The 22,606-nt window shown below is 64.7% G+C and carries 24 protein-coding genes and 1 tRNA gene; 10 read left to right on the plus strand and 15 right to left on the minus strand.

The annotated features are described in order from the left end of the window. Positions 1-22: 22 nt before the first annotated feature. Together ACSQ8Y_RS21800 and ACSQ8Y_RS21805 are read right to left on the minus strand one after the other, a co-directional pair. A complete protein-coding gene (locus ACSQ8Y_RS21800; RefSeq protein WP_436268514.1) occupies positions 23-733 on the minus strand; it encodes an anti-sigma factor in 711 nt (236 codons plus the stop codon). Continuing rightward, positions 730-1,317 carry a sigma-70 family RNA polymerase sigma factor gene (locus ACSQ8Y_RS21805; RefSeq protein WP_436268515.1) on the minus strand — a complete coding sequence of 196 codons (588 nt, stop codon included), beginning with the start codon at positions 1,315-1,317 and terminating at the stop codon, positions 730-732. The genes ACSQ8Y_RS21800 and ACSQ8Y_RS21805 overlap by 4 nt, the downstream gene beginning before the upstream one ends. A gap of 202 nt (positions 1,318-1,519) precedes the next feature. Here ACSQ8Y_RS21805 and ACSQ8Y_RS21810 point away from each other — a divergent pair, with 202 nt between their 5' ends. Then, positions 1,520-2,500 carry a CHAD domain-containing protein gene (locus tag ACSQ8Y_RS21810; protein WP_436268516.1) on the plus strand — a complete coding sequence of 327 codons (981 nt, stop codon included), beginning with the start codon at positions 1,520-1,522 and terminating at the stop codon, positions 2,498-2,500. Between the two features lie 117 nt (positions 2,501-2,617). On the opposite strand, the gene ACSQ8Y_RS21815 is transcribed toward ACSQ8Y_RS21810, so the two are convergent. After that, complete coding sequence (locus tag ACSQ8Y_RS21815) at positions 2,618-3,310, minus strand: response regulator (protein WP_436268517.1); 693 nt, start codon at positions 3,308-3,310, stop codon at positions 2,618-2,620. After that, entirely contained in the window at positions 3,307-5,517 is a 2,211-nt protein-coding gene (locus ACSQ8Y_RS21820; RefSeq protein WP_436268518.1) for a 7TM-DISM domain-containing protein, read from the minus strand. Before ACSQ8Y_RS21820 ends, ACSQ8Y_RS21815 begins: the two co-directional genes overlap by 4 nt. 172 nt (positions 5,518-5,689) lie before the next feature. On the opposite strand from ACSQ8Y_RS21820, the gene ACSQ8Y_RS21825 reads away from it, so the two are divergent. Beyond that, positions 5,690-6,346, plus strand: a complete 657-nt coding sequence (locus ACSQ8Y_RS21825; RefSeq protein WP_436268519.1) for an HlyD family efflux transporter periplasmic adaptor subunit — start codon at positions 5,690-5,692, stop codon at positions 6,344-6,346. A gap of 83 nt (positions 6,347-6,429) precedes the next feature. After that, positions 6,430-6,705 carry a YkgJ family cysteine cluster protein gene (locus ACSQ8Y_RS21830; protein WP_436268520.1) on the plus strand — a complete coding sequence of 92 codons (276 nt, stop codon included), beginning with the start codon at positions 6,430-6,432 and terminating at the stop codon, positions 6,703-6,705. 36 nt (positions 6,706-6,741) lie between these two features. Here ACSQ8Y_RS21830 and ACSQ8Y_RS21835 read toward each other — a convergent pair whose 3' ends face one another. The 5 genes from ACSQ8Y_RS21835 to ACSQ8Y_RS21855 all read right to left on the minus strand — a co-directional run bounded on the left by ACSQ8Y_RS21835 (position 6,742) and on the right by ACSQ8Y_RS21855 (position 10,351). After that, positions 6,742-6,915, minus strand: a complete 174-nt coding sequence (locus tag ACSQ8Y_RS21835; protein WP_436268521.1) for a hypothetical protein — start codon at positions 6,913-6,915, stop codon at positions 6,742-6,744. Between the two features lie 94 nt (positions 6,916-7,009). Beyond that, on the minus strand, positions 7,010-7,834 hold the full coding sequence (locus ACSQ8Y_RS21840; RefSeq protein ID WP_436268522.1) for a hypothetical protein: 825 nt from the start codon (positions 7,832-7,834) through the stop codon (positions 7,010-7,012). Between the two features lie 11 nt (positions 7,835-7,845). Then, on the minus strand, positions 7,846-8,502 hold the full coding sequence (locus tag ACSQ8Y_RS21845; RefSeq protein WP_436268523.1) for a hypothetical protein: 657 nt from the start codon (positions 8,500-8,502) through the stop codon (positions 7,846-7,848). A gap of 11 nt (positions 8,503-8,513) precedes the next feature. Next, positions 8,514-9,287 carry a TIGR04255 family protein gene (locus ACSQ8Y_RS21850; RefSeq protein ID WP_436268524.1) on the minus strand — a complete coding sequence of 258 codons (774 nt, stop codon included), beginning with the start codon at positions 9,285-9,287 and terminating at the stop codon, positions 8,514-8,516. Between the two features lie 83 nt (positions 9,288-9,370). Beyond that, positions 9,371-10,351: an aldo/keto reductase gene (locus ACSQ8Y_RS21855; protein WP_436268525.1), complete on the minus strand. Its 981-nt coding sequence runs from the start codon at positions 10,349-10,351 to the stop codon at positions 9,371-9,373. 230 nt (positions 10,352-10,581) lie between these two features. Between ACSQ8Y_RS21855 and ACSQ8Y_RS21860 the strand changes: the two genes are divergently transcribed. Then, positions 10,582-11,415, plus strand: coding sequence for an undecaprenyl-diphosphate phosphatase (locus ACSQ8Y_RS21860; protein ID WP_436268526.1), 834 nt, complete (start codon positions 10,582-10,584; stop codon positions 11,413-11,415). 9 nt (positions 11,416-11,424) lie between these two features. Continuing rightward, a complete protein-coding gene (recQ, locus tag ACSQ8Y_RS21865; protein ID WP_436268527.1) occupies positions 11,425-13,251 on the plus strand; it encodes a DNA helicase RecQ in 1,827 nt (608 codons plus the stop codon). A gap of 210 nt (positions 13,252-13,461) precedes the next feature. Here the strand turns inward: recQ and ACSQ8Y_RS21870 are convergent, their stop codons facing one another. Then, positions 13,462-14,391: a helix-turn-helix domain-containing protein gene (locus ACSQ8Y_RS21870; RefSeq protein WP_436268528.1), complete on the minus strand. Its 930-nt coding sequence runs from the start codon at positions 14,389-14,391 to the stop codon at positions 13,462-13,464. A gap of 269 nt (positions 14,392-14,660) precedes the next feature. On the opposite strand from ACSQ8Y_RS21870, the gene ACSQ8Y_RS21875 reads away from it, so the two are divergent. After that, on the plus strand, positions 14,661-15,566 hold the full coding sequence (locus ACSQ8Y_RS21875; RefSeq protein WP_436268529.1) for a DMT family transporter: 906 nt from the start codon (positions 14,661-14,663) through the stop codon (positions 15,564-15,566). Here the strand turns inward: ACSQ8Y_RS21875 and ACSQ8Y_RS21880 are convergent. Next, positions 15,563-16,192, minus strand: a complete 630-nt coding sequence (locus ACSQ8Y_RS21880; protein ID WP_436268530.1) for a helix-turn-helix transcriptional regulator — start codon at positions 16,190-16,192, stop codon at positions 15,563-15,565. The two genes, ACSQ8Y_RS21875 and ACSQ8Y_RS21880, sit on opposite strands and share 4 nt — an antisense overlap. 136 nt (positions 16,193-16,328) lie before the next feature. On the opposite strand from ACSQ8Y_RS21880, the gene ACSQ8Y_RS21885 reads away from it, so the two are divergent. From ACSQ8Y_RS21885 to ACSQ8Y_RS21895, 3 genes are all read left to right on the plus strand, one after another. Then, positions 16,329-16,901, plus strand: a complete 573-nt coding sequence (locus ACSQ8Y_RS21885) for a ferritin-like domain-containing protein (protein ID WP_436268531.1) — start codon at positions 16,329-16,331, stop codon at positions 16,899-16,901. Continuing rightward, positions 16,898-17,290 (plus strand): c-type cytochrome, encoded by a 393-nt coding sequence (locus tag ACSQ8Y_RS21890; RefSeq protein WP_436268532.1) that lies wholly within the window; start codon positions 16,898-16,900, stop codon positions 17,288-17,290. Before ACSQ8Y_RS21885 ends, ACSQ8Y_RS21890 begins: the two co-directional genes overlap by 4 nt. Positions 17,291-17,405: 115 nt before the next feature. Further along, a complete protein-coding gene (locus ACSQ8Y_RS21895; protein WP_436268533.1) occupies positions 17,406-19,169 on the plus strand; it encodes an amidohydrolase in 1,764 nt (587 codons plus the stop codon). On the opposite strand, the gene trmB is transcribed toward ACSQ8Y_RS21895, so the two are convergent. Next, on the minus strand, positions 19,156-19,836 hold the full coding sequence (gene trmB, locus ACSQ8Y_RS21900; protein ID WP_436268534.1) for a tRNA (guanosine(46)-N7)-methyltransferase TrmB: 681 nt from the start codon (positions 19,834-19,836) through the stop codon (positions 19,156-19,158). The two genes, ACSQ8Y_RS21895 and trmB, sit on opposite strands and share 14 nt — an antisense overlap. Positions 19,837-20,008: 172 nt before the next feature. Here trmB and ACSQ8Y_RS21905 point away from each other — a divergent pair, with 172 nt between their 5' ends. Beyond that, the gene (locus tag ACSQ8Y_RS21905) at positions 20,009-20,518 is read left to right on the plus strand and encodes a hypothetical protein (protein ID WP_436268535.1); all 510 of its coding nucleotides are present in this window, start codon (positions 20,009-20,011) and stop codon (positions 20,516-20,518) included. A gap of 43 nt (positions 20,519-20,561) precedes the next feature. On the opposite strand, the gene ACSQ8Y_RS21910 is transcribed toward ACSQ8Y_RS21905, so the two are convergent. From ACSQ8Y_RS21910 to ACSQ8Y_RS21920, 3 genes are all read right to left on the minus strand, one after another. Next, on the minus strand, positions 20,562-21,053 hold the full coding sequence (locus ACSQ8Y_RS21910; RefSeq protein WP_436268536.1) for a PIN domain-containing protein: 492 nt from the start codon (positions 21,051-21,053) through the stop codon (positions 20,562-20,564). After that, positions 21,050-22,117, minus strand: coding sequence for a helix-turn-helix domain-containing protein (locus ACSQ8Y_RS21915; RefSeq protein WP_436268537.1), 1,068 nt, complete (start codon positions 22,115-22,117; stop codon positions 21,050-21,052). The genes ACSQ8Y_RS21910 and ACSQ8Y_RS21915 overlap by 4 nt, the downstream gene beginning before the upstream one ends. A gap of 257 nt (positions 22,118-22,374) precedes the next feature. Then, positions 22,375-22,448 (minus strand) — tRNA-Gly (locus ACSQ8Y_RS21920). Positions 22,449-22,606: the final 158 nt, after the last annotated feature.

Consider the following 22,606-nt stretch of genomic DNA (forward strand, 5'->3'; position numbering starts at 1 on the left):
AGCGGCTGCAGCAGCGTGGCGGCTACAGCAGCTTCACCCAGTTCCCCTTGTACAGCACCGGCCCGGTCGGCCCGTCGGGGTTGGGCGAGCCGCCCTTCGGCTCCAGGCTGATCGCCAGCAGCTGCACGTCGCCGCCGATGGCGCGCTCGGACAGCGCCAGCCTTGCGCTGCGGTTGTCCGGCAGGATGCCCAGCGAGCGCGGATTGCCCTGCTTTGGAATCGCCCACAGCTGCAGCGTCTTGTCGGCCGCGACGGCCACGCTGTTTACCACGCGCACATCCAGGGTATGGCGGCGGCTGTCGCCCGTCAGCAGGATGGCGGTCTGCGACTGTTCATCCGTCAGCGTAGCGGCGTAGTTGATGGCGGGCGTTTCCGGTGCCCGGGTCAGCGATACCGCGAACACCACGGCCAGCGCCGCCACCGCGCCCGACGCCATGCTCAAGGCGCGCCAGAAGTCCAGCGACTCGCGCCGCCAGAACTGCCAGGCCGGCGCCGGCGGCGCCAGATTCAGGCGACGCTCGATGCCGCGCCATACTTCGGCGCGCGGCGCCTGCTCGCCGGCGAACTCGGACAAGGGCAGCAGACGCTCCTCCCACTCGGCCACGGTGCGGCGCAGTGCCGCGTCGCCGTGCAGCCAGCCTTCGAAGCGGCGCCTTGCACCGCCCTTCAAGGTGCCCAGCACGAATTCGGCCGCGAGCTTCTCGCGCAGGACGGCATTGCCACGGATGTTCATGGCCGCTCCCCTTTCGCCAGACAGGTCTTGAGCCGCTCAAGGCTGCGCCGTATCCAGGTTTTCACGGTGCCGATCGGGATTGCCAGTTGCTGCGCCACCTCGCTGTGCGACAGGTCGTGATAAAACGCCATGCCGATCACCTGCCGGTGCAGGCCTTCGAGCATCGCCATGCAATAGGCCAGCGCCTTGGCGTCGCCGCTGATCTGCAGCGCCTCGATCGGCGTCGCGGCCGGATCCCGCAAGGCGTCCAGGATGGTGCTGTCGAAAGTATCCACGTCTATCTCCAGGCTGCCGTCCGTGCGGCGCAGTGCGTCGAGCGCCTTGTTGCGCACGACGGCCGCCATCCACGTCATGGGCGCGGCCAGCTCGCTCTGGTAACTGCGGGCACTGTGCCAAATGGAGATGAAACTCTCCTGCAGCACCTCCTCGGCCAGCTCGCGCTTGTGCAATATACGCAGCGCGTAGCCGAACAGTTTCGGCGAAGTGGCGTTGTACAGCAGGCGGAAGGCCTTGGCGTCGCGCGCGGCGGCGGCCGCCAGCCAGGTGCGCAGTTGTTGCGGATCGGCGGAGGGCGCAAGGGCCACGGCTAGCCTCGGGTTGGTGTGCATTGGTCGGAACAACGATGGTGTGCAAGATTATCGCAAATTCAACGCCCTGCCCAACACGATCGGTCCTGTCTCGTCAGCAAGCCGTTTAATAGCCGATCAGCATTCCAGCATGCAAGCTGGCGCGGGCGCACGGCTGGAACTGCTACATTGCTTCCATGGAATCACGAGGAGGACGGCCATGAGCGCCCAACTGAAACTGGCCGGCAAGCCGGACACCGCCGAAGTGCACAGCGCGCGGCCGAACGGGCCGGCCAGCGACGCCGTGCGCGCCGCGCCGCTGGCGCTGAACAAGGAACTCAGCGTGGAGCAGTCCTTCCGCCGCATCGCTGCCAGCTGCTGCGAACACATCGAGGCCAACCACGCCGCGGTGGCACGCGGCAACGCGCCCGAAGCGCTGCACCAGATGCGCGTGGGCCTGCGCCGCCTGCGCTCCGCCCTGGACCTGTTCGGCCATCTGCTGGAGCTGCCCGAGCCGCTGCGGCGCGACCTGGACTGGCTGGGCAAGGAACTGGGCGCCGCGCGCGACTGGGACGTGCTGGCCTCGTCCACCCTGCCGCGCGTGGCCGAGGACCTGCCCGACGACATGGAACTGGTGCTGGTGCGGCTGGCGGCCGAAACGCGCGCCAACGATTTGCGCGCGGCCGCCGCTGACGCGGTCAGCTCGGCGCGCTACGCCGACATGATGCGCAACCTGGCCAGTTGGCTGCATGACGCGGAATGGCGCGGGCATTGCACGGCACGGCAGCGCCGCTTGCTCGGCAAGGGCGCCGCCGGTTTCGCGGACCGGGTGCTGGAGGCAAGCCGCGCGCGCCTGCTCAAGCGCGGCGGCAAGCTGAAAGGCGCCGGCGCCAGGACGCGCCACCGCGTGCGCACCGCCGCCAAAAAAACGCGCTACGCCGCCGAATTCTTCCAGTCGCTGTATGCGAAGAAGCGCGTGCGGCCTTTCGTCAAAGCCTTGTCCAGGCTGCAGGATGAACTGGGCTGGCTGAACGACACCGCCGTGGCCGACAACCTGCTCAAGAAGCTGCAGCACGGCGAGGCCCGCCTGGACGGCAGCGCCGCCTTCACGCGCGGCTACCTGGCCTCAACCAGGCAAGGTTCCGGCCGCACGCTGCGCCGGCTGTGGCGCGCGTTCGAGGCAAGCAAGACACCGGCCTGATTGGCTGATTGGCTGATTAGCTGCTTGGCTGATTGGCCTGGTTGGCCTGGCTCCGCCAGCGCGGGCCCGTTCTCCCTCGGCCGCCGCCGCAGCCGGCACCAGGTCCCGCCCGGGCAGCTACTCGGGCTTGTCCTCGAAGTAGTAACCGACGCCGTACATGGCGTGGATGAAGCCGCGCTCCGGCGCCAGCAGCTTGACCTTGCGGCGCAGGTTCTTGATGTGGGTGTCGATGGCGCGTTCGCTGATGTCGCGGAATTCCTGGTGCATGGCGTTGAGCAGCGCTTCGCGCGTAAAGACGCGGCGCGGCGCGGCCGCCATGGTGCGGAACAGGCGTTCCTCCACCCGCGTGAACGGCACTGGCCGGCCGTCCCACAGTACGCGGTCGGCCGGGCCGCCCAGCACGAAGCCGGCCGCCTGCGGCTGCGCGCCGGTGCGCAGGCCGGGGTCGGCGCGGCGCAGCATGGCGCGCACCCGCGCCACGATTTCGCGCGGACTGAAGGGCTTGCAGACGTAATCGTCGGCGCCGCAATTGAGACCGTCCAGGCGGTCCTCCTCGTCGCCGCAGGCCGACAGCATCAGGATGGGCACCGCGCTGCTGGCGCGCACCGCGCGGCACACTTCCAGGCCGCTCATCACCGGCAGCATCACATCCAGGATGACCACCGACGGCGCGCCAGCCAGGATGGCTCGCAGCGCGGCCCCGCCGTCGGCCACGCGCTGGGTGCGAAAGCCGTCCTGCGCCAGGTAGTCGGCCAGCACGCCGGCGATCTGGTCGTCGTCCTCGGCGATCAAGACACTGTATTCATTCATGCTTTTTCCGGTAAAAATGGCAGTTCCACGCACACCCGCACGCCGCCCAGCGGGGAGGCCGACACGGCGATGCTGCCATGGTGCGCGTCCACGATGGCGCGGCAAATCTTCAGTCCCAGGCCACTGCCGCCGCTGCGCCTGCTGCGTGCGGCCTCGGCCCGGAACAGCGGCTCGAACACCTGTTCCAGTTCGCGCTGTTCCAGCCCCGGCGCGCTGTCCTCGATCTCGATGCGCACCTGTCCCCGGGCGGCGCCGGCGCGTATCAGGATGCGGCCCGGCGCGTCGGTGTAGGCGATGCTGTTGCCGATCAGGTTGATCAGCAGCTGGTTGATGCGGCCGCTGTCCCATCTTACCGGCGGCGGCAGCAGGCCGCAATCCGCGGCCGCCGCCTCCGCCCCTGCCTCCACCTCGGTCCCGAGCCCCGGGACCAGGCCCGGCTCCAGCGCCAGCTCCAGCTCCACGCCACGCTTGCGCGCCTCCGGCATGAAATGCGGCATCAGGTCGGCCAGCAGCTGCTGGTAATCGACCGGCGCGTAGCGGCACGCGAGCGGACGCAGATGGCTCATGGCCAGCTCGTGCAGATCGTCCACCAGCCGCGTGAGGCGTTCGGCGGCGCGGTGCAGCGACTCCAGGCGCGCCAGGTCGAGCGGATGGACGCCGTCCAGCATGGCCTCGATCTGCGCGATCAGGCCCGCCAGCGGCGTGCGCAGCTCGTGGCTGATCTCGGCGATCCAGTGGCGCCGCCCGCCCTCCAGCCGCGCCAGCGATTCGGCCATGGCGTTGACGCTGGCCGCCAGCGGCTGCAGCGCCCTCTCCTCGGGCATCGGCAGGCGCGCCGCGAATTCGCCGTCGGCCACGCGCTGGGTGACGGCCCCCACTTCGGCCACGAAGGCGGCGCGCCGCTCCATCGCCGCCAGTGCCCGGCTGCGCGCCGACATCTCCGCCTCCAGGTAGGCGTTGCGCTCGGCCAGCGCGCGCTCGTGCGCCTGTTCCAGTTCGCGCTGGCGGTCCTGCATCAGGCGCACATGGTCGTGCTGGGCCACTGCCAGCAGCAGCAACTCGGCGAAGTAGATACCCTGGAAGTTGACGAAGCCGTCGTAGGCGTAGATGCCGAAGCGCACGCCCGCCAGGCCGACCGCCAGCGGCACGGTACTGGTCAGCTGCGCGAAGAAGAACCAGCGCGCGTGCACCATGCCGCGCCGCCAGGCCTGCCAGGCCGCCAGCGCGGTCACCGAGCTCAGGGCCATCAAAGCCAGCGCCAGCTGCGCCACCAGCGTGTACACGCCGCTCAGGCGCAGCAGGATGCCGCCGCAGGCCAGCAGTATCATCGCGCGGAAGACCAGGTCGAAACCCGGCATCTGCGTGCGCGTCTGTAGGAACTCGCGCGCGAACAGCGTGAGGAAGATGGTCTGCACCAGCAGCAGCATGTGCAGCAGGCTGTTGAAAAGGTCCGGCGCGTCGAATTGCAGGAAGCGGGCGAAGTGCCCGTTGAAGCCTATCCAGGTGGCGACCGTGGCCAGCGCGTACAGCGCGTAGGTGGAGAAGCGGCGGTCGCGCGCCACCGCCGCGCCGACCATGGAGGAGAAGGCCAGCGCCAGCGGCACGCCGTACAGGATGCCGAGCAGGTTCTCGTCGGCGCTGGCGGCGGCGATGAAGGCGGTCAGCGTGTCGAGGCGGAACACCATCTGCAGCTCGGCCTTGTTCTCGTTGCCGAGGCGGACGTAGATGTCGGCCGTCTCGCCGGGGGCCGACGTGAATTTGAAGCTGGGCAGGTGGGACGGCATCTGCCGCTGCGCTTCCAGCGTGCGGTCGCCGGCGGTCTCCCTCAGCCGCAACTGGCCGCCGGTCAGCACCGACACCTGCACATAGTCGGTGAACGGCAGGCGGTGCTGCAGCACCCAGTCCACCGGCAGCGCGGACGTGTTGCGCACCGAAAAGCGCACCCAGTAGCTGGACGCGGTGAAGCCCTTGCTGAAATTGCGCGCCGTCAGCGGCGTGTAGCGCTGCGGCGGCATGGCGCGCACTTGCTCCAGCGTCAGGGCGCCCGAGGCGTCCTCCAGATATTCGAGTTTTTCCACTAATTGCAGCGGCAAGCCGTCCGGCATGGCCAGCACGGTGCCCGCCGCGCGGGCCACGGGCGCGTGCAGGCAGAGCGAGAGCAGCAGGGAACACCAGATCAGCAGGGCGCGCGGCGTAGGCCAGTTCATGCGGGAAATTGTAACGCACGGAAACAACACCGGCCATGCGCCAGTGACATTGCGACCACAATGCTCATAATTTCTTCACAAGTGTTTTATATGCTCGGCAACTTGCCAGCGCGTGCCCCACCCCCGCACGCCACGGGCCTCATAAAAATACAACGTTTAGGGATGCATCACCATGCAACTAGCCTTACCGGCGCCAGCCTCGACATCGCTGGCCAAACTCGCGCTGTGCGTCATTGCCGCGCTGCTTCCGCCCCTGCCGTCAGCGCAGGCCGCCAATTCGCTCAGCGCGGCCAAAACCGCGCCGGTGCAGAAGGCCATGCAGGAGACTTCCGAAACCCGCATCACCGACGCCTACGCCGAGTCGCTGCGCCAGTGCACGCTGCGCGCCAGCGTGACAGGCGAGATCGGCGAGTTGCTGGTCAAGGCCGGCGACCGCGTGCATGCGGGCCAGGTGCTGGCGCGCGTCGGCGCCAGCGAGATCACGGCGCCGTACGAGGCCGTCGTCTCGGCGACGATGGCGCGGCCGGGCGAGATCGCCACGGCGGGCCGGCACATCATCACCCTCTACGATCCGGCCCATATGCGGGTGGTGGCCTCGGTGCCGCGCTCGCGCCTGCGCGAGCTGAACCTGGACGAGCCGGTGCAGGTGGACGTGGCGGCGCTGAGCCAGCGTGTGAAGGCGCACAAGGTGATCGTCATTTCGCAGGGCGACAAGCCGATGCAGATGGCCAAGCTGTACCTGGAGCTGGGCGACGTGCCCGGCCTGCAGCCGGGCCAGCCGGCCCGCGCCACGTTTGCGCTGAGCAGTTGGCCGTCGCTGCGGCCGTAGCGGGAAAGACGCAGCGAAAAGAGTATACTGTCGCCCTCGAATCCGAATCGCCGCGCGGCCAGGCGCCGCGCAACAGTATCGCCATGACAACAGCAGAAACCGCGCTGCAGTGCCGCCCCGGATGCGGCGCGTGCTGCACCGCGCCCTCGATCACCTCGCCCATCCCCGGCATGCCCAATGGCAAGCCGGCGGGCGTCCGCTGCGTGCAGCTGGCCGACGACATGCGCTGCCTGGTCTTCGGCCGGCCCGAGCGGCCCGCCTTCTGCGGCGGCCTGCAACCGGCCGCCGACATGTGCGGCGCCAGCCGCGAGCACGCAATGCTGTGGCTGGCCGACCTGGAGCGCGCGACCGCGCCCTGAACGTCATTGGCCGCTTATTTCCCGCTTACTGGCCGCCTACTGGCCGCGCGGGCCCTTGTCGGCGCCCTTGTGGTCTTTCTGGCCGTCATTCTTGTGGCGGCCGGCCACTTCGCTTTCCTCGGCGCGCTGCTGATTCCTGTTCGCGTCCTGCTGCGCCTGTTGCGCTTCGCGCTGCTGTTTCATGCGTTCATCGTTGCTGTGCTTGGTCATGGCGGACTCCTGAGAAAGTGAAGTCCCACCTTACGCCCCTGTGCCCGCCGGCACCGTACGCTGGCGAACACAGGCGGGCGCACGACACAACAACTCATACCGTTCCAAGCATGGCTTGTTGAGGATCACCCTCCAAACTCAGGTACTCCAATCGCCACTCCTTTAGCAAACGGCTCTGCGCAACTGTCATGGCGTTGTCTGAAATTGACGAGCAGTCCAGCAACTGAATGTTGTGCCATCCTGTTGCCGACTGAAAGATTGATTCAAAGATCTCGACGATTGCGTCGCAAGCCAACTCAGCGGCAGCATGTGCTGCCGGTTCATCCTTGCCACTCTCGTAGAGCAAAGTGACACGCAAGCTGTACAAGTCATCAACATCCGTGCGTGCCACTTCATGGCCGCCATCTACGTCGAAGAAGACGGCAATAATATGCTGCCCCGCTGGCTCCAGCGCTTTGGCGATCTTTCTTGCAGCCTTACTTCGCAAGCGCTCTTCAAACTGCTCGGGAAACGCGGAACGTCTGTATCTGGCCGCAAGCCAAGCCTGCAATATCACCAAATCTTCAGATAGCAAGCACCATCCCGCTCGAGGAAGGTGCCGCCTTAGCGCCTGATTGGGTATTAGCCGTTTGTCGATCGCCTGAAGTTCGACCGCAACCGGTCCACTTTCTGTCTGGAACGCAATGTGCAGACGACGCGGTGTCTTGGCATTCGCATCTGCGCCCAATACCGCGATGCGCCTTCCCGTGATTACTTCGACCTGAGGCTCTTTCTCCAGATTGGCTATGTCGCAATCGTGGCTAATGACGACCACCACCCGCTCGGCAGGTCCTTCGCCCGCCAGACCAAACTCCACTACGGCCTCATCCTGGAGAACCATTCCTTGGCGCCAAGGCGTATCGCGGGTAGATATGGTCATGACCGGAGAAGCTAGTCATCACTTGGAAGTGCGGGGCTACCGTAGTCGTCCACCCGCACAGGCGGCGGAGCACGACCGGCCAACTGACGGCTCAATTGAGCACGTTGACTGCCCTCTCTTCTCAGAGTCTCGACCAAAGCGCGCGCAAGCTGAATGGCGTCTGCCCCCGTCAAGACGGCCCTCAACAAGGTTTCACTGCCGCCTACCTTGCGGTGCAAGGTCTGGGCATCGACTGTAACGCCAGAGTCTGCGAAAACTTTTGCCGCTTGGGCAAGCACTGCCAATTTTTCTTCAGACTCCGCGTTCGGCTGCGCGCCAGTTTGCCAAGCGTGGACTGCTTGCCGTGAAACGCCGAAGAGACTGGCCAATTCCAACACGCTAGGTTTCAACACTTCACGGATAAGCATGAGGTTTTGCGCTGGAGTCGGATGCAGCACCAGCGCCTGAGACGGACTCGTCAATACTGATTTGTAATGATTCCTTGCCGGATTTGACGTCGTGCGTATCGGAACCGCACCTTCGCTAGCAGGGCTCACTGAGGTTCCGGTACCTGCATAAACATAAGGTGCGTAGACTTTCTCCAGTCCCAAGCTGTCTTGGCTCAGATGAATGTAGGCTTGATGACCCGAAACTCGTTTCGCCTGTGCGGCGTTTTCCATCGCAGACATAAGTCCTCCCGTCAGCCCCAGGCATTCAAAGCGACGTCGGTAACGCTCGCTTGGAACGCCAAATGTACTTTGCTGTGCAAAGCCTCCAAGCGGAGGCGTAATTGTTCCACGTTAAAATCCTCGCGCCCAGCTTGCGAAGCGTCCGTGTCGATAATGGCATGCAGACCATCTATTTCCCGGAACCGGTCAGGGACAATCCAACCTTGGGGTTCCAAGTCACCAGGGAACCCCAACTGCCCATTTCGAACGATCGTCCTTGACAATAGATATGCGCCATCCATTGGCACGTGAGTCTCAGACAACGATAAGGCAATCGGTGCATTGCCCGGCAAACGACCGTGCAAGCCGAGCACCCCCGGTGTGAGGTAACGCTTCAAGTCCGGCTCACTCTCGTTCGGAACCACCGCATCAAGGTAACGCATGCCAAGCCGGTCCGAATAATCAAGCGACAGGATCGAATGGACAATCTCAAGCCCCGAGAAAAATGCGGAAGAAAATGTCTCGAAGGTGTCGTAATCGGTGGTCTGAAACGACAAACCATCGTGCTCAACAATGAAACCATGCGAACAATCCCGGTCGAGAAACGAATGCCGCTCTGTCTGCCTGTGAGCGCCAGCCTCGCCGTTTGGCCCCGTTAAATTGACAATCAGGGATTTTCCGGGACGGTGATCGGGATAGCCAGCCAGGCGCATCCGGTCTTGGATCTCTGGGATATAAGAGTCCAGCATCAAGACGGAATTGTGCCTCACCTGCGCTATGACAAAATAAACAGGCGCCTGCCTCATTTTCCTACTCATCACATCCCCGCTTTACAGTGGACTTTACATAACCACACTATACCCCACTGTCCACTGAACGCAAGCGAACCCTAGTTGAAGCCCGCCACCGGATGCGGCACGTAGGCCGATTCCAGCAGGCGCAGCTCGTCGGCCGTCAGGCGCACTTGCAGCGCCTGCACCGCGTCGTCCACGTGGGAGAACTTGGCGGCGCCGACGATGGGGGCGGTGACGGCCGGCTGCTGCAGCACCCAGGCCAGCGCCACCTGGGCGCGCGGAATGCCGCGCGCCTCTGCCACCTGCTTGACGCGCTCGGCCACCAGCCGGTCCGAGGCCTCGGTCGCGGTGTACATCTCCTTGGCGATCAGATCGGTGTCGGAGCGGTGGCTGGCCTCGGCCCAGTCGCGCGTCAAGCGGCCGCGCGCCATCGGGCTCCACGGAACCACGCCTATGCCCTCGGCCACGCACAGCGGCAGCATTTCGCGCTCTTCCTCGCGGTTGATCAGGTTGAGCTGGTTCTGCATGGTGGCGAAACGGGTCCAGCCGTGCCGGTCGGCCGTGTACAGCGCCTTGGCGAACTGCCAGGCGTACATCGACGAGGCGCCGATGTAGCGCGCCTTGCCGGCCTTGACGATGTCGTGCAACGCCTCCAGCGTTTCCTCGATCGGCGTGGCGTAGTCCCAGCGGTGGATCTGGTACAGGTCGATATAGTCGGTGCCGAGGCGGCGCAGGCTGTTGTCGATTTCGGCCATCAGCGCCTTGCGCGACAGGCCGCGCTGGTTCGGTCCCTTGCCCTGCGGGAAGTAGACCTTGGTGGCGATCACCACTTCCTCGCGGCGGGCGAAGTCGCGCAGCGCGCGGCCGGTGATTTCTTCGCTGGTGCCGTCCGAATAGGAATTGGCGGTGTCGAAGAAGTTGATGCCGGCCTCCAGCGCGTGGCGGATGACGGGACGGCTTTGCTCCTCGTCCAGCGTCCATGCGTGGCCGCCGCGCTCGGGTACGCCGTAGGTCATGCAGCCCAGCGCCAGGCGCGACACTTTCAGGCCGGTGCGGCCGAGATTCACATAGTCCATGCAGGCTCTCCTTGTTGTCCGGCCGGTCAGTATGCCGCGCCGGGGTCCGCTCCAGCATAGCTAAATAGTGGTTAGTTAAGCAACTAAAAATTGGCCATACCGGGTATATCCCGGCCGGCAGGGTAAAATGCCGTCCGCCTGCGTCCGCTACACAAGAACCGGGCCGGGCCATGGTAAGCTTCGACGCCGCTTTCGCGCCACTCTTTCCACCACGACATCACACACGACCTATGGACATCACTCTCGCGTTGCAGGCCATCATCATGGGCCTGGTTGAAGGTTTCACCGAATTCCTGCCGATTTCCTCCACCGGCCACCTGATCCTGGCTGGCAGCCTGCTCAACTTTGTCGGCGAGAAGGTCAAAGTGTTCGAGATCGTGATCCAGGCCGGCGCCATTGTCGCCGTTATGTGGGAATACCGCGCGCGCATCGCCGCGGTGCTGTCGGGCATGTTCAGCGACGCCAAGGCGCAGCGCTTCATCGTCAACGTGATCGCCGGCTCGCTGCCGGCCGGCATGCTCGGCATCCTGTTCAACAAGAGCATCAAGGCCTATCTGTTCCACCCGATCCCGGTGGCGGCCGCCTTCATTGTCGGCGGCTTCGTCATCCTGTGGGTGGAAAAGCGCGCCAAGGCCAACCCGGCCGCGGTGCGGGTCGAGAGCGTGGACGACATGACGCTGATGGACGCCGTGAAAGTCGGTTGCGCCCAGGCGTTCGCGCTCATTCCCGGCACCAGCCGCTCGGGCGCCACCATTATCGGCGGCATGATGTTCGGCCTGTCGCGCAAGGCGGCCACGGAATTTTCCTTCTTCCTCGCCATTCCCTTGCTGCTGTCGGCCACGGTATACTCGCTGTACAAGGAACGCGCGCTGCTGTCGGCGGCCGATCTGCCGATGTTCGGCCTGGGCATGCTGGCCGCCTTCGTGTCGGCCTTCCTGTGCGTGCGCTGGTTGTTGCGTTATATCAGTTCGCACGACTTCACAATTTTTGCGTGGTATCGCATCATATTCGGACTGGTGGTAATCGCCAGCGCCTATTCCGGCCTGGTAGTCTGGGCCGACTAAGTTAGAGAAATGACCAATCAGGACACCAGCGAACGCGCCCTCAACCTGCTCCAGACCGTATTCGGCTACCCAGCCTTCCGCGGACAGCAGGCCGACATTGTCGACCACGTCAGCAACGGCGGCGACGCGCTGGTCCTGATGCCCACCGGCGGCGGCAAGTCGCTGTGCTACCAGATTCCCGCCATGGTGCGCGATGGCGTCGGCGTGGTGATCTCGCCGCTGATCGCGCTGATGCAGGACCAGGTCGACGCGCTGGCCGAGGTCGGCGTGCGCGCCGCCTTCCTGAACTCGACCCAGACCTACGAGGAAGCGAGCCGCATCGAACGCCTGGTGCGCACCGGCCAGATCGACCTGGTGTACGTGGCGCCCGAGCGCCTGATGACGCAGCGCTGCTTCGAGCTGCTGCAGGCGTCCAATATCGCCCTGTTCGCGATCGACGAGGCGCACTGCGTGTCGCAGTGGGGCCACGACTTCCGGCCCGAGTACATCAAGCTGTCGATCCTGCACGAGCAGTTCCCCAACGTGCCGCGCATCGCGCTCACGGCCACGGCCGACCAGCAGACCCGCGCCGAGATCGTCCAGCGCCTGAAGCTGGAGGACGCGATGCAGTTCGTGTCCTCCTTCGACCGCCCCAACATCCGCTACCAGATCGTCGAGAAGGCCAACGGCCGCAAGCAACTGCTCGACTACATCACCGCCGAGCACGCCGGCGACTCCGGCATCGTCTACTGCCTGTCGCGCAAAAAGGTCGAGGAGACCGCCGAATTCCTGTGCGAGAACGGCATCCGCGCCATGGCCTACCACGCCGGCATGGACCACGCCAAGCGCTCGGCCAACCAGTCGCGCTTCCTGCGCGAGGACAGCATCGTCATGTGCGCCACCATCGCCTTCGGCATGGGCATCGACAAGCCGGACGTGCGCTTCGTGTGCCACCTGGACCTGCCCAAGTCGATCGAGGGCTACTACCAGGAGACCGGCCGCGCCGGCCGCGACGGCGCCCCTGCCAGCGCCTGGATGGCCTACGGCCTGCAGGACGTGGTGCTGCAGCGGCGCATGATAGACGAGTCGGAAGCCGACGAGACCTTCAAGCGCGTGCTGGGCATGAAGCTGGACGCCATGCTGGGCCTGTGCGAAACGCTGAGCTGCCGGCGCATGCGGCTGCTGGAGTATTTCGGCGAGCAGGCCACGCCCTGCGGCAACTGCGACACCTGCTTGATCCCGCCCGTGTCCTTCGACGGCTCGGTGCCGGCGCAAAAGCTGCTGTCGGCCATCTACCGCGTCGACCAGCGCTTCGCCGCCGGGCACGTGATCGAAGTGCTGCGCGGCGTGGAGACGGAGCGCATCAAGACCTGGCACCACGATTCCCTGTCCGTGTTCGGCATCGGCGCCGACCGCAGCGAGCAGGAATGGCGCGCCATCCTGCGCCAGCTGATCGCGCTCGGGCTGGTGACGGTGGACCACGAACAATACAGCTCGCTCAAGCTGACCGACGCCGCGCGTCCTGTGCTCAAGGGCGGGCAAAAAGTGCAACTGCGGCAGTACCAGAAGCCGGTCAAGCAGAAGCGCTCGACGGCGGCCGCCGCCAAGGGCTACGCGGAGACCGAACTGTCGGGCAAGGAACAAGCCATCTTCGACAAGCTGCGCTGGTGGCGGGTCGAGACGGCGCGCGCGCACAGCGTGCCGGCCTACGTGATTTTCGTCGACGCCACCCTGCGCGAGATCGCCAAGGCGCAGCCGATGTCGCTGGACGACATGCGCGGCATCAGCGGCGTGGGCGAAAAGAAGCTCGCATCCTACGGCGAGGAAATCGTCGCCCTGATCGCCGAGATGCTGTAACGGCCGAAGGGGACCTCGAAATACCTGTCGTTCTCGAATAAGCGGGAACCCATACGTCGCATGCTTAGACGCGCAGCATGGATTCCCGCGTGCGCGGGAACGACAAATCGGTGGAGGCCCGTAGGGCGGATTAACGCAGCGTAATCCGCCACACGGCGGCGCGGCGGCTCCGGCGGACTGCGCTACCGCGCCGCACGTCCCGCTACCAGCCTACCCCACAATCTGCCGGTAACGCCCCGGCGGCGCGCCGACCGCGGCGCGGAAGCGGTGGCTGAAATGGCTCAGGTCCGCGTAGCCGCAAGCGTCCGCCACCTGCTGCAGCGGCAGCGCGGTCTCGCGCAGCATGCTGCGCGCTCGGTCCAGCCTGCGCTGCGCCACCCACGCCGACGGCGGCATCCCGAACGACACCCTGAACATGCGCGCCAAGTGGAACTCGGACATGCAGGCCAGCTGTGCCAGCATGCCCAGCGTGATGGTGTCGGCCAGATGGGCGTCGATATACTCCGCCAGCCTGCGCCGCACCACCGGCGCCAGTCCGCCGCGCAGGCGGGCGCCCGGATCCACCATGGCTTGCGAGCGCAGCAGCTCACTCAGCGTTTCATGCGTGATTTCATTGGCGCGCAGCAGTCCGTCGCTTCCCTCCCAAGACGTCGCCACCAATGCATCGCACAGCTGCACCAGGCGCGGGTGCTCGAAATAGGTACGGTCGGCCAGGGTCAGCTCGCGCGGCTCCCGGTCCAGTTCGACGACGGCGCGCTGCGTGAAATGCTGCGGCATGAAGTACACGTGCAGCAGGCGCAGCTTGTCGCGCACCAGCCAGTGCGACTCGTGCCAGTCCGGCAAGGTGCATAGCCGCTTCGGCGCCCCGTACTGCCCCGGCGCGACGCCGGCCCCGCCGCGCTCGGTGCGGTAGCCCCCGCCCAGATAGCACGAAAAAGTATGGTGGCCCGGCTGCAAGTAAGCGGTCACTTCCTCGTCCGTCTCACGCTGCCAGATGGCGGCGGCCAAGCCATCGCCCAGCCAGGCGAAGCGTTCCAGGGTTGCATCGGTGTTCGACATAGTCCTGAAAACCGCATGCGACAACGCCTCCGCGCCGGGCGGCGCGGCGGTATCGATAGCGGGACGGGAAGTGGTAGCCATGCGAAAAGTCTAGCACGCCCCCATCGAGCCCGCCGCCGCCCGCCAAATTTTGCGCAAGATCAGACAATCAACCGCCCAGCCCGGTTTCTACCAGGGCTTTGACGGGAACGCCGAGTCCCCAGGTAGACAGTCCGCAAGTGCATGGATTGTCTACGAGGGATCTGACGGGGACGCCGAGCCGGGCTCGTGGGTGAAATTGCGCAAGATGGGACAAGCGCGGCCGGCGCGCGCCGCTCAAGATGCAAGCTCATACTCAACCAGGCACCGCCATGAATATCTTTCTCTATCTGCTGACCGTCCTGATCTGGGGCACCACCTGGATCGCCATCAAATTCCAGCTCGGCGTGGTGCCGGCGCCCGTGTCGATCGCCTACCGCTTCTGGATCGCGGCGGCGGTGCTACTGCTGTTCCTGCTCGCCACGCGCAAGAAGGTGTGGCCGCCGCGCCAGGCGTGGCGCTACCTGGTGGCGCAGGGCCTGGCCCTGTTCTGCTGCAATTTCCTGTGCTTTTATTACGCCAGCCAGTGGGTGCCGAGCGGCCTGGTGGCGGTGGTGTTCTCCACCGCGCCGATCTGGAACGCGCTCAACGGGCGCCTGTTCCTCGGCCGCGCGCTGCGCCCGCAAGTGGTCGGCGGCGCGCTGCTGGGATTGTGCGGCATCGCCTTGCTGTTCCTGCCGCAGATGGCCGGCCACTGGAACGACGGCGGCATGCTGGCCGGCCTGGGCCTGGCCCTGCTCGGCACCCTGTGCTTCTCGACCGGCAACCTGCTGTCGAGCCGCATGCAGTCGCTCGGCCTGGCGCCCTGGCTGACCAATGTCTGGGCCATGATGGTAGGCGCCACCATCCTCACCCTGGGCGCCCTGGCGCTGGGCATGCCGTTCACCTGGGAATCGTCCACCCGCTACGCCGGCTCGCTGCTCTACCTCGCCATCCCCGGCTCGGTGGTGGCCTTCACCGCCTACCTGTTGCTGGTGGGCCGCATCGGCCCGGACCGCGCGGCCTATTCCACCGTGCTGTTTCCCATCGTGGCGCTCACCGCGTCCACCTTGTACGAGGGCTATCACTGGACCGCACTGGCCTTCTGCGGCCTGGCGCTGGTCCTGGCGGGCAACCTGCTGGCCTTCATGCCGTCGTGGCCGGCGCTGGGTGCGGGCAAGCCCGCGACCGGAATCTAAGGCTGCCTGAACTTGAAACGGCACACCTGGCCGCCGATCGCCATGCATTCCTGGTGCTCCACGTCGCCTTCGGTGAAGGCCGACATCAGCGCCAGGTCGAATTTGCAGATATGGGGATTGGCGGCCGCCAGATTGTGGAAGACGCAATTGTCGGCTTCGATCAGGTTCGCGTCCGGGCCGCCCTGCACGCTGGCGTCATAGCCCAGCTCCTGCATCAGGCCGGACAATTGCCGCAGGCGCTCCGCCGGTTGCGACGCACCGGCCAGCTGCGCGCGCAATTGCTGGCCAACCTGCGTTCCCATCGCCTCGAAGCGCTCCCCCATGCCGTCCGCGCCCACCTCGCGCTGGATCGACTCGATCAGCAACTGCGCGAACCAGACATAGTGGCGCGGAAAGCACTCTCGCCCCTTGTCCGTCAGCACGTATAGCTGCTCCGGCCGGCCGCGCGTGGCCCGGCTCGTGCCCTTGCCGACCAGCCCCTCGTTTTCCAGCGCCGCGATGTGCTGGCGCACCGCGCTGCGCGTGATCGCGAGCCCGTCCGAGATCTGTTCCACCGTGATCCCCGCCTTGTTTTTCTGCAGCAGCCGCAGCAAGTCCTTCTGCCTGTCACCCAGCATGTCCAGCATGATGCCCTCCAATGTCCAAGCTCCATTTTACCGCATGAACAACTTTACCAACTTAAAACATATAAAACTGTACAAAGTATTTTAAATTGATTATTCTTATGTTCATCAACCACCACCCACTAGCCAGGAGCACACCATGCAAACCATACAAACCCTTCCCCGCCGTTCCTTCCTGCGCAACAGCAGCGCGGCCATGCTGTCCACCGGCGCGGTGCTGCTGCTTGCAGGCCATGGCGCGCAGGCCGCCAGCCAGGGCGACGCGGCCGCCGATGCCGGCATCCTCAATGTCGCACTAGGCCTGGAGCACCAGGGCATCAACGCCTATACGCTGGGCGCCAAGAGCGGACTGCTGCAAAAGCCGGTGCTCGATATCGCGCTCAAGTTCCAGGCCGACCACAAGGTGCACCGCGACCTGCTGATCGACGCGATCCGCAAGCTCGGCGGCAAGCCGGTCGAAGAGAAATCGCTGGAGGCCTATGCGACCGCGCTGAACGCCAACACGCTGCGCAATCAGTCGGACGTGCTGACGCTGGCCGCTTCCCTGGAACTGGGCGCGACCAACGCCTACCTGGGTGTGATTCCGACCTTCAAGGATCACGCCTACGCCAAGGTTGCGGCCCGGCTGGCGGCGGACGAAGTCTCGCACTGGACCACCCTCAACCAGGCGCTCGGTCTGCCGCTGCCGAAACCCATGATGTTCGGGGCATGAACAGACTTCTAGCCTGCATGCTGCTGGCCGTGTGCGCCGCGCCGCCAGCGCCGGCCAAGGCCGGGGGCGACGCCGTCCGGGGCAAACAGCTCTACAGCGCGCACTGCATGGCCTGCCATTCGGCCGACGTCAGCATGGCAGGACCGGCGCACCGGGGCGTGTTCGGACGCAAGGCGGGATCGGTCGCGGACTTCGCCTACAGCCCGGCATTGAAGCGCTCCGGCATCGTATGGGACGCCGGCACGCTGGACCGCTGGCTGAGCGATCCGGAAAAGCTGGTGCCGGGCCAGGCGATGAATTACTCGGTAGCCGATGCCCAGGCCCGCGCCGACCTGATCGCCTATCTGCGCACCTTGCAGCCGGCCGCAGCGGCACCGCCGCGACGCTGATCGGGACACTGATCGGGACACTGGCCGGAACACGCCGGTCGGCGCGGGCAATTCCACAGTATCATTCCTTACCGCGCCACCGGCTTCGGACGGCGCGGCCAAGAGGAGACTGTGCATGGCCCGAACCGCAATCGCTTTGACATCCCTGCTGCTGGCGGCGGCCGCCCACGCGGCGCCGGCGGACACGGTCTACCGCAACGGCTATGTCTACACGGTCGATGCGCAGGACAGCGTGCAGCAGGCGCTCGCCGTGCGCGCCGGCCGCATCGTCTACGTCGGCGACAACGCGGGCGCGCAAGCCCACACCGGCGGCAAGACCCGCGTGATCGACCTGCAAGGCCGCATGCTGATGCCCGGCCTGATCGATGGCCACATGCATCCGCAGTCCGGCGGCGCGCGCCTGCTCAGCTGCAGTCTGGATTACGAATCGCTGACCGTCCCGCAGTTCCAGGCGCGCATCCAGGCCTGCCTGGACAAGGACAAGAACCCCGATCCCAAGCGCTGGCTGCTGGTCGTCAACTGGTTCCAGCAAGGCATGCTGCCCGACGGCGTGGACACCGCCAGCGCCACGCTGGACAGCCTGAAGACCAGCCGCCCCGTCATCGTGCGCTCCTCCTTCGGCCACTCGGTCCTGCTCAACACCAGGGGCATGCAGCTGGCCGGCGTGAAACGCGATACCCCCGACCCGGAAGGCGGCAAGATCGCGCGCGACGCGGCCGGCAACGCCACCGGCATCCTGGAGGACGCGGCGCAAGACATGGCGATGAATTTACTGCCGCCGCTCACGCCGAAGCAGAACCTGGCCGCCTCCAGCGCGGCGCTGGCCGCGATGCGCAAGCAAGGCATCACCACCTTCCTCGACGCCTATACCGACCCCGAAACGCTGACCGCTTTCTCGCAACTGCACAAGCAGGGCAAGCTCACCGCGCGCGCCCACTTCGCGGTGCTGATCGATCCGAAGGATGCCCTGTCCGGCAAGGGCATCCGGGAAGCGCGCAAGCTCGCCAGGCGATTCGACCAGGGCGCGACGCGGGTGGAGCCGTCCATGCAGGTACGGCACGCCAAGCTGTTCATGGATGGCGTGATCTCCGCTCCCGCCTTCACCGGCGCCATGCTCGCACCCTACTACACGAACCAGGGCACGCAGCAAGAGCCGCGCTGGGCGCCCGGCGCCAACAAGGGCCCGGACAGCTACTTCGCCCCGGCGCTGCTGAAGGCCACCCTGTCCGCGCTGGCCAAGGCCCGCATCGACCCGCACATCCACACCGACGGCGACGGCGCGGTGCGCGACGCGCTGGACGCGCTGCAGGCGCTGCGCGACACGCCGGAAGGCAAGGACGTGCGCCCCGCGCTGGCGCACGACGAGATCGTCGATCCGGCCGACTTCCCGCGTTTCAAGCAGCTAGATGCAACGGCCGTGCTGTCGTTCCAGTGGGCCAAGCCGGCGCCGGACACGGTGGGCGCGCTGAAGGAATACATGGGCAAGGAACGCTACGCCATCGTCGAACCGCAATCGCTGCTGCTGGACGCCGGCGCGCGCATCGCCTACGGCAGCGACTGGCCGGTCGATCCGCTGGACATGTGGTTTGCTTTGAAAGTGGGCGTGACCCGCACCGCCGCGCCGGACGCGGGCGCGGAGTACGCGGGCCGCCTGGGCGCAGCGCCGGGCATGCGGCGTGCTGCCGTGCTGCGCGCGGCCACGCTGAACGCGGCGTACACGCTGAGGCAGGAAAAGGAGACGGGATCGCTGGAGGTGGGCAAGCTGGCCGACCTGATCGTCCTGGACCGGAACTTCCTGGAAGTGCCGGCCGAGGACATCGCCAACACCAAGGTGCTTCAGACCATGGTGGGCGGGAAGATCGTGTTTACTTCTTGGTGAACACCAGGTCCCACACGCCGTGGCCCAGCTTCAGGCCGCGGTTTTCGAACTTGGTCAGCGGACGGTAGGCCGGCTGCGGCGCGTAGCCCTCGGCGGTGTTCTGCAGGCCAGGCTCGGCGCCCAGCACTTCCAGCATCTGCTCCGCGTATTCCTGCCAGTCGGTGGCGCAGTGCAGGTAGCCGCCCGGCGCCAGCTTCTCGGTCAGCAGCTTGACGAAGGGACCCTGGATCAAACGGCGCTTGTTGTGGCGCGCCTTGTGCCAGGGGTCCGGGAAGAACACGTGCACGCCGGCAAGCGAGCCGTCCGGGATCATGTTGTTCAACACTTCCACCGCGTCGTGCTGGATCAGGCGCAAGTTGCCAAGCTCCTGTTCGCCAATCTGCTTGAGCAGGCTGCCCACGCCGGGCGTGTGCACTTCCACGCCGATGAAATCCTTCTCCGGCATGCCGCGCGCGATGTGCGAGGTGGTGTCGCCCATGCCGAAACCGATCTCCAGCACCACCGGCGCCTTGCGGCCGAAGGCCTGCTCGAAGTCGAGCGGCGCTTTCACGTAAGGCACCATGAATTTCGGGCCCAACTCCTCCAGCGCGCGCGCCTGCGCGGTGGACAGGCGTCCGGCGCGCGTCACAAAGCTGCGGATGCGGTGTTCGGTCGGGTCGTACAGCATGGCACGCGCTGGGTTGGCTGGATTATCGTTTGGAGTATCGGAAGACATGGGATGGACAAATTCAAAGGACGATCCGCCATTATACGTGAAGCGGTTTTCCCCGGTCCACCGCACCCGGCCTGCGATAATACGGCCTCGAACCACATGGGCGCCACGCGCGCCGCCACCGAACATGACCGACGCACTGCTCCTCGCCATCATGGCGCTCTCCCTGGCTGGCACCTATCTGCTGATAAAGAACGGCTTCAGGACGCCTCCGCCGCTGGCAAAAGACAAACCGGCCGGCGCGGGCTACCTCCCCGCGCAACCAGGCGCCCCGGCCGAACACTGGACCGACGGCGGCCGCTTCCTGACCGAGGTGGTGGCCGAGTCGCGCTACCAGGCGACGGTGCGCGAACTGGCGGGCGAGCACGGTGAAGCGAACGCCGACACGCGCTTGCAGGCCGTGCTGGCGGTGGATCCGCACAACCCCTACGACGACAGGCCGGTGGCCGTATTTGTCGCCGGTCGCATGACGGGCTACCTGTCGCCCAAGGACGCGGAAGCGTTCCGCACGCTGCAGGCGCGCAAGGAGATCGCAGGTCAGCCGGTATCATGCGACGCGGCCGTACGCGGCGGCGCAATCTGGCAAGGCAAGCGTTTGGAGTACGCGGTTTGGCTGGACCTGGAGCCAGCCCGTTAAATCCGACCGGAATCGAAAGAAAGCCGAAATCTGTCGGCCTTTCTTATGCAGGTCCCCAGGCTTGCAAGCGCGCTGTGCATTCAGCTTTGGGCAACCGGGCATTCGCGGCCAACATAGCAGTGAGGCTCGCATGCGCTTGTTGGGGCGTTATCAGACCAAGCTCGACCAGTCTATCCAGCAACCACAGTGCGCCGTGCACCTGCAAGCCATCTTTCACCGCCTGCTTCCGCAATTGGCCGTCGCCCGTCAACAACGGGAAACCGGTCTGCTTTGCCAAGTGGTAACAGGAGACATCAGCTAACGAGCTATTGTTATGCGCAGCTTTCAAATCTGTCAGCCCAACAATGGATTCCTCGTCTAGCTCTTTGACCTGCAATCCGCGAGCAATCAGATCTTCGTGATCAAAGTCGTTCAGTTCACTCAGAACAAAGTCGGTGCAGCACAATGAGAACGGCAGCGTGAACAACACTTCAAGCAACCCGGCATGTCGAAAATCAATCCAGATATTCGTGTCGCTTATGTATATGGAATTCATCCGTGCGCCAGCGCTCCGTACACCTTTGGGTCAAGTGCGCTGATAGGTAGCTGCAGAAACTCAGCTGCTCTGGATATAGTGAAGAATTCTTCTGCCAAGCCCCTAAACACCAGGGACTCGAATCGCCTGGGGCGCTCGGCCACCAAAGCCCCCGGCTCGCTCTTCCGCCAGCCGTTCGTATTCATAGTGAAAATGAGGGCTTTATACCCGCCTTCACTCAGCAAGCCAAGGTCCTTCAAGCGATACATGGCTACTTGCATTGAAACGCCATACAGAGCCTTTGCATTCAGTAGCTCCTGCGGATGGACTCGCGACCGCTGAATTTCACCGAACTCTGCCCGAACCTGAGCGGCGGGGAACAGGAAGGCCCCAGCAAACCTATGGCAGCAACGCTCCTTGATCTTTTCAGGCATAGAAGCCGGCAGATCCATAACCCAATGGCCCAGTTCATGCGCAGCAGTGAAGCGCATCCTCTCACCTGGACGAGCTGCGTTCAACGATATGAGCACATGCTGCTCATCATCAGTCGCGGCGCACGCACCATCAAAATCATCCGACACGTCCAAGAGCACAATCTTGAAACCATTGTTCTCCAGCAGATCGGTGAGATTGGCGATCGCATCGTCTCCAACTTTCCAATCCTGTCTCAGTTGTTCAGCAGCCTTCTCCGCTTCCTCCACTGACGCTACCTGAATAGATCGTGCAGCAGTAAGGCCAACCTTGATGGAGGCACCGAAACAATCCTCTAAGGAAATGTACCGTTCCAAGTGGTCGCGCATTTGTTCGCGCACTTGATCCTGTCGGTATTTAGGCATTTTCGCCAACTTTCGGAACTCTAGCGGCGCAAGAGCGAACGACTCTTGCCGGAAGAAATATTCCGGCTTCACCTCCAAAGCCTTCGCCAGTTTCAGGAGCCTTGCCGAGTTCGGTGCGCTTTGACCGCTTTCAAACTTGCTCAGCGCCTGCTTACTAATGTCGCCCATCCTGCCTGCGACGTCTTCCAAACTGAGGCCCCGTGACACACGTGCCCGGCGAATTCTTTCGTTCAGTTTTACTTTTTCCATAGTTGACAAACTACGCAAATTAGGAAATTCTGTCAACCAAAGTCAATCATGCATCGGGTGCAGGAGGCGACCCTAAGCAATAATTTGAGAGCCATCTCTTGCAGTGGCCTGCGGTTGCTCTCACGACGCCGAGCGCGATGGTTTGGCAGACTGGTCATGCAGAAGAAGGAATTTTGAGGGGGGAATGCAGGAATTGCGGAGCAGGGCTAGAACTGCGGAGCGACGACGACTGTGATATTCAGGCCGTTTTTCTCTTATGGAGCGGGTGAAGGGAATCGAACCCTCGTCGTAAGCTTGGGAAGCTTCTGCTCTACCATTGAGCTACACCCGCGTCACCCGCATTCTACGCGGGATTGTCCGTTATTGACAACTTCTCAAGCTGGACAGTGCGACAGCGCCCGCTGAAGGACAAAAAACCGCACGCATCGCATTTGAGCTTGAGTCCTCCCCACGGCAGAGGTACTATGGTGCAGTGCAATAAATTTCGGC

Origin of the sequence: Pseudoduganella sp. LjRoot289, from assembly GCF_964252925.1 — a bacterium.
Taxonomy (GTDB): Bacteria; Pseudomonadota; Gammaproteobacteria; order Burkholderiales; family Burkholderiaceae_D; genus Rugamonas.

Coding starts and splice junctions, on each gene's coding strand:
- ACSQ8Y_RS21800 (WP_436268514.1), bottom strand. CDS start 733: ATGAACATCCGTGGCAATGCCGTCCTGCGCGAGAAGCTCGCGGCCGAA.
- ACSQ8Y_RS21810 (WP_436268516.1), top strand. CDS start 1,520: ATGAGCGCCCAACTGAAACTGGCCGGCAAGCCGGACACCGCCGAAGTG.
- ACSQ8Y_RS21815 (WP_436268517.1), bottom strand. CDS start 3,310: ATGAATGAATACAGTGTCTTGATCGCCGAGGACGACGACCAGATCGCC.
- ACSQ8Y_RS21820 (WP_436268518.1), bottom strand. CDS start 5,517: ATGAACTGGCCTACGCCGCGCGCCCTGCTGATCTGGTGTTCCCTGCTG.
- ACSQ8Y_RS21825 (WP_436268519.1), top strand. CDS start 5,690: ATGCAACTAGCCTTACCGGCGCCAGCCTCGACATCGCTGGCCAAACTC.
- ACSQ8Y_RS21830 (WP_436268520.1), top strand. CDS start 6,430: ATGACAACAGCAGAAACCGCGCTGCAGTGCCGCCCCGGATGCGGCGCG.
- ACSQ8Y_RS21835 (WP_436268521.1), bottom strand. CDS start 6,915: ATGACCAAGCACAGCAACGATGAACGCATGAAACAGCAGCGCGAAGCG.
- ACSQ8Y_RS21840 (WP_436268522.1), bottom strand. CDS start 7,834: ATGACCATATCTACCCGCGATACGCCTTGGCGCCAAGGAATGGTTCTC.
- ACSQ8Y_RS21845 (WP_436268523.1), bottom strand. CDS start 8,502: ATGTCTGCGATGGAAAACGCCGCACAGGCGAAACGAGTTTCGGGTCAT.
- ACSQ8Y_RS21850 (WP_436268524.1), bottom strand. CDS start 9,287: ATGAGGCAGGCGCCTGTTTATTTTGTCATAGCGCAGGTGAGGCACAAT.
- ACSQ8Y_RS21855 (WP_436268525.1), bottom strand. CDS start 10,351: ATGGACTATGTGAATCTCGGCCGCACCGGCCTGAAAGTGTCGCGCCTG.
- ACSQ8Y_RS21860 (WP_436268526.1), top strand. CDS start 10,582: ATGGACATCACTCTCGCGTTGCAGGCCATCATCATGGGCCTGGTTGAA.
- recQ (WP_436268527.1), top strand. CDS start 11,425: ATGACCAATCAGGACACCAGCGAACGCGCCCTCAACCTGCTCCAGACC.
- ACSQ8Y_RS21870 (WP_436268528.1), bottom strand. CDS start 14,391: ATGGCTACCACTTCCCGTCCCGCTATCGATACCGCCGCGCCGCCCGGC.
- ACSQ8Y_RS21875 (WP_436268529.1), top strand. CDS start 14,661: ATGAATATCTTTCTCTATCTGCTGACCGTCCTGATCTGGGGCACCACC.
- ACSQ8Y_RS21880 (WP_436268530.1), bottom strand. CDS start 16,192: ATGCTGGACATGCTGGGTGACAGGCAGAAGGACTTGCTGCGGCTGCTG.
- ACSQ8Y_RS21885 (WP_436268531.1), top strand. CDS start 16,329: ATGCAAACCATACAAACCCTTCCCCGCCGTTCCTTCCTGCGCAACAGC.
- ACSQ8Y_RS21890 (WP_436268532.1), top strand. CDS start 16,898: ATGAACAGACTTCTAGCCTGCATGCTGCTGGCCGTGTGCGCCGCGCCG.
- ACSQ8Y_RS21895 (WP_436268533.1), top strand. CDS start 17,406: ATGGCCCGAACCGCAATCGCTTTGACATCCCTGCTGCTGGCGGCGGCC.
- trmB (WP_436268534.1), bottom strand. CDS start 19,836: ATGCTGTACGACCCGACCGAACACCGCATCCGCAGCTTTGTGACGCGC.
- ACSQ8Y_RS21905 (WP_436268535.1), top strand. CDS start 20,009: ATGACCGACGCACTGCTCCTCGCCATCATGGCGCTCTCCCTGGCTGGC.
- ACSQ8Y_RS21910 (WP_436268536.1), bottom strand. CDS start 21,053: ATGAATTCCATATACATAAGCGACACGAATATCTGGATTGATTTTCGA.
- ACSQ8Y_RS21915 (WP_436268537.1), bottom strand. CDS start 22,117: ATGGAAAAAGTAAAACTGAACGAAAGAATTCGCCGGGCACGTGTGTCA.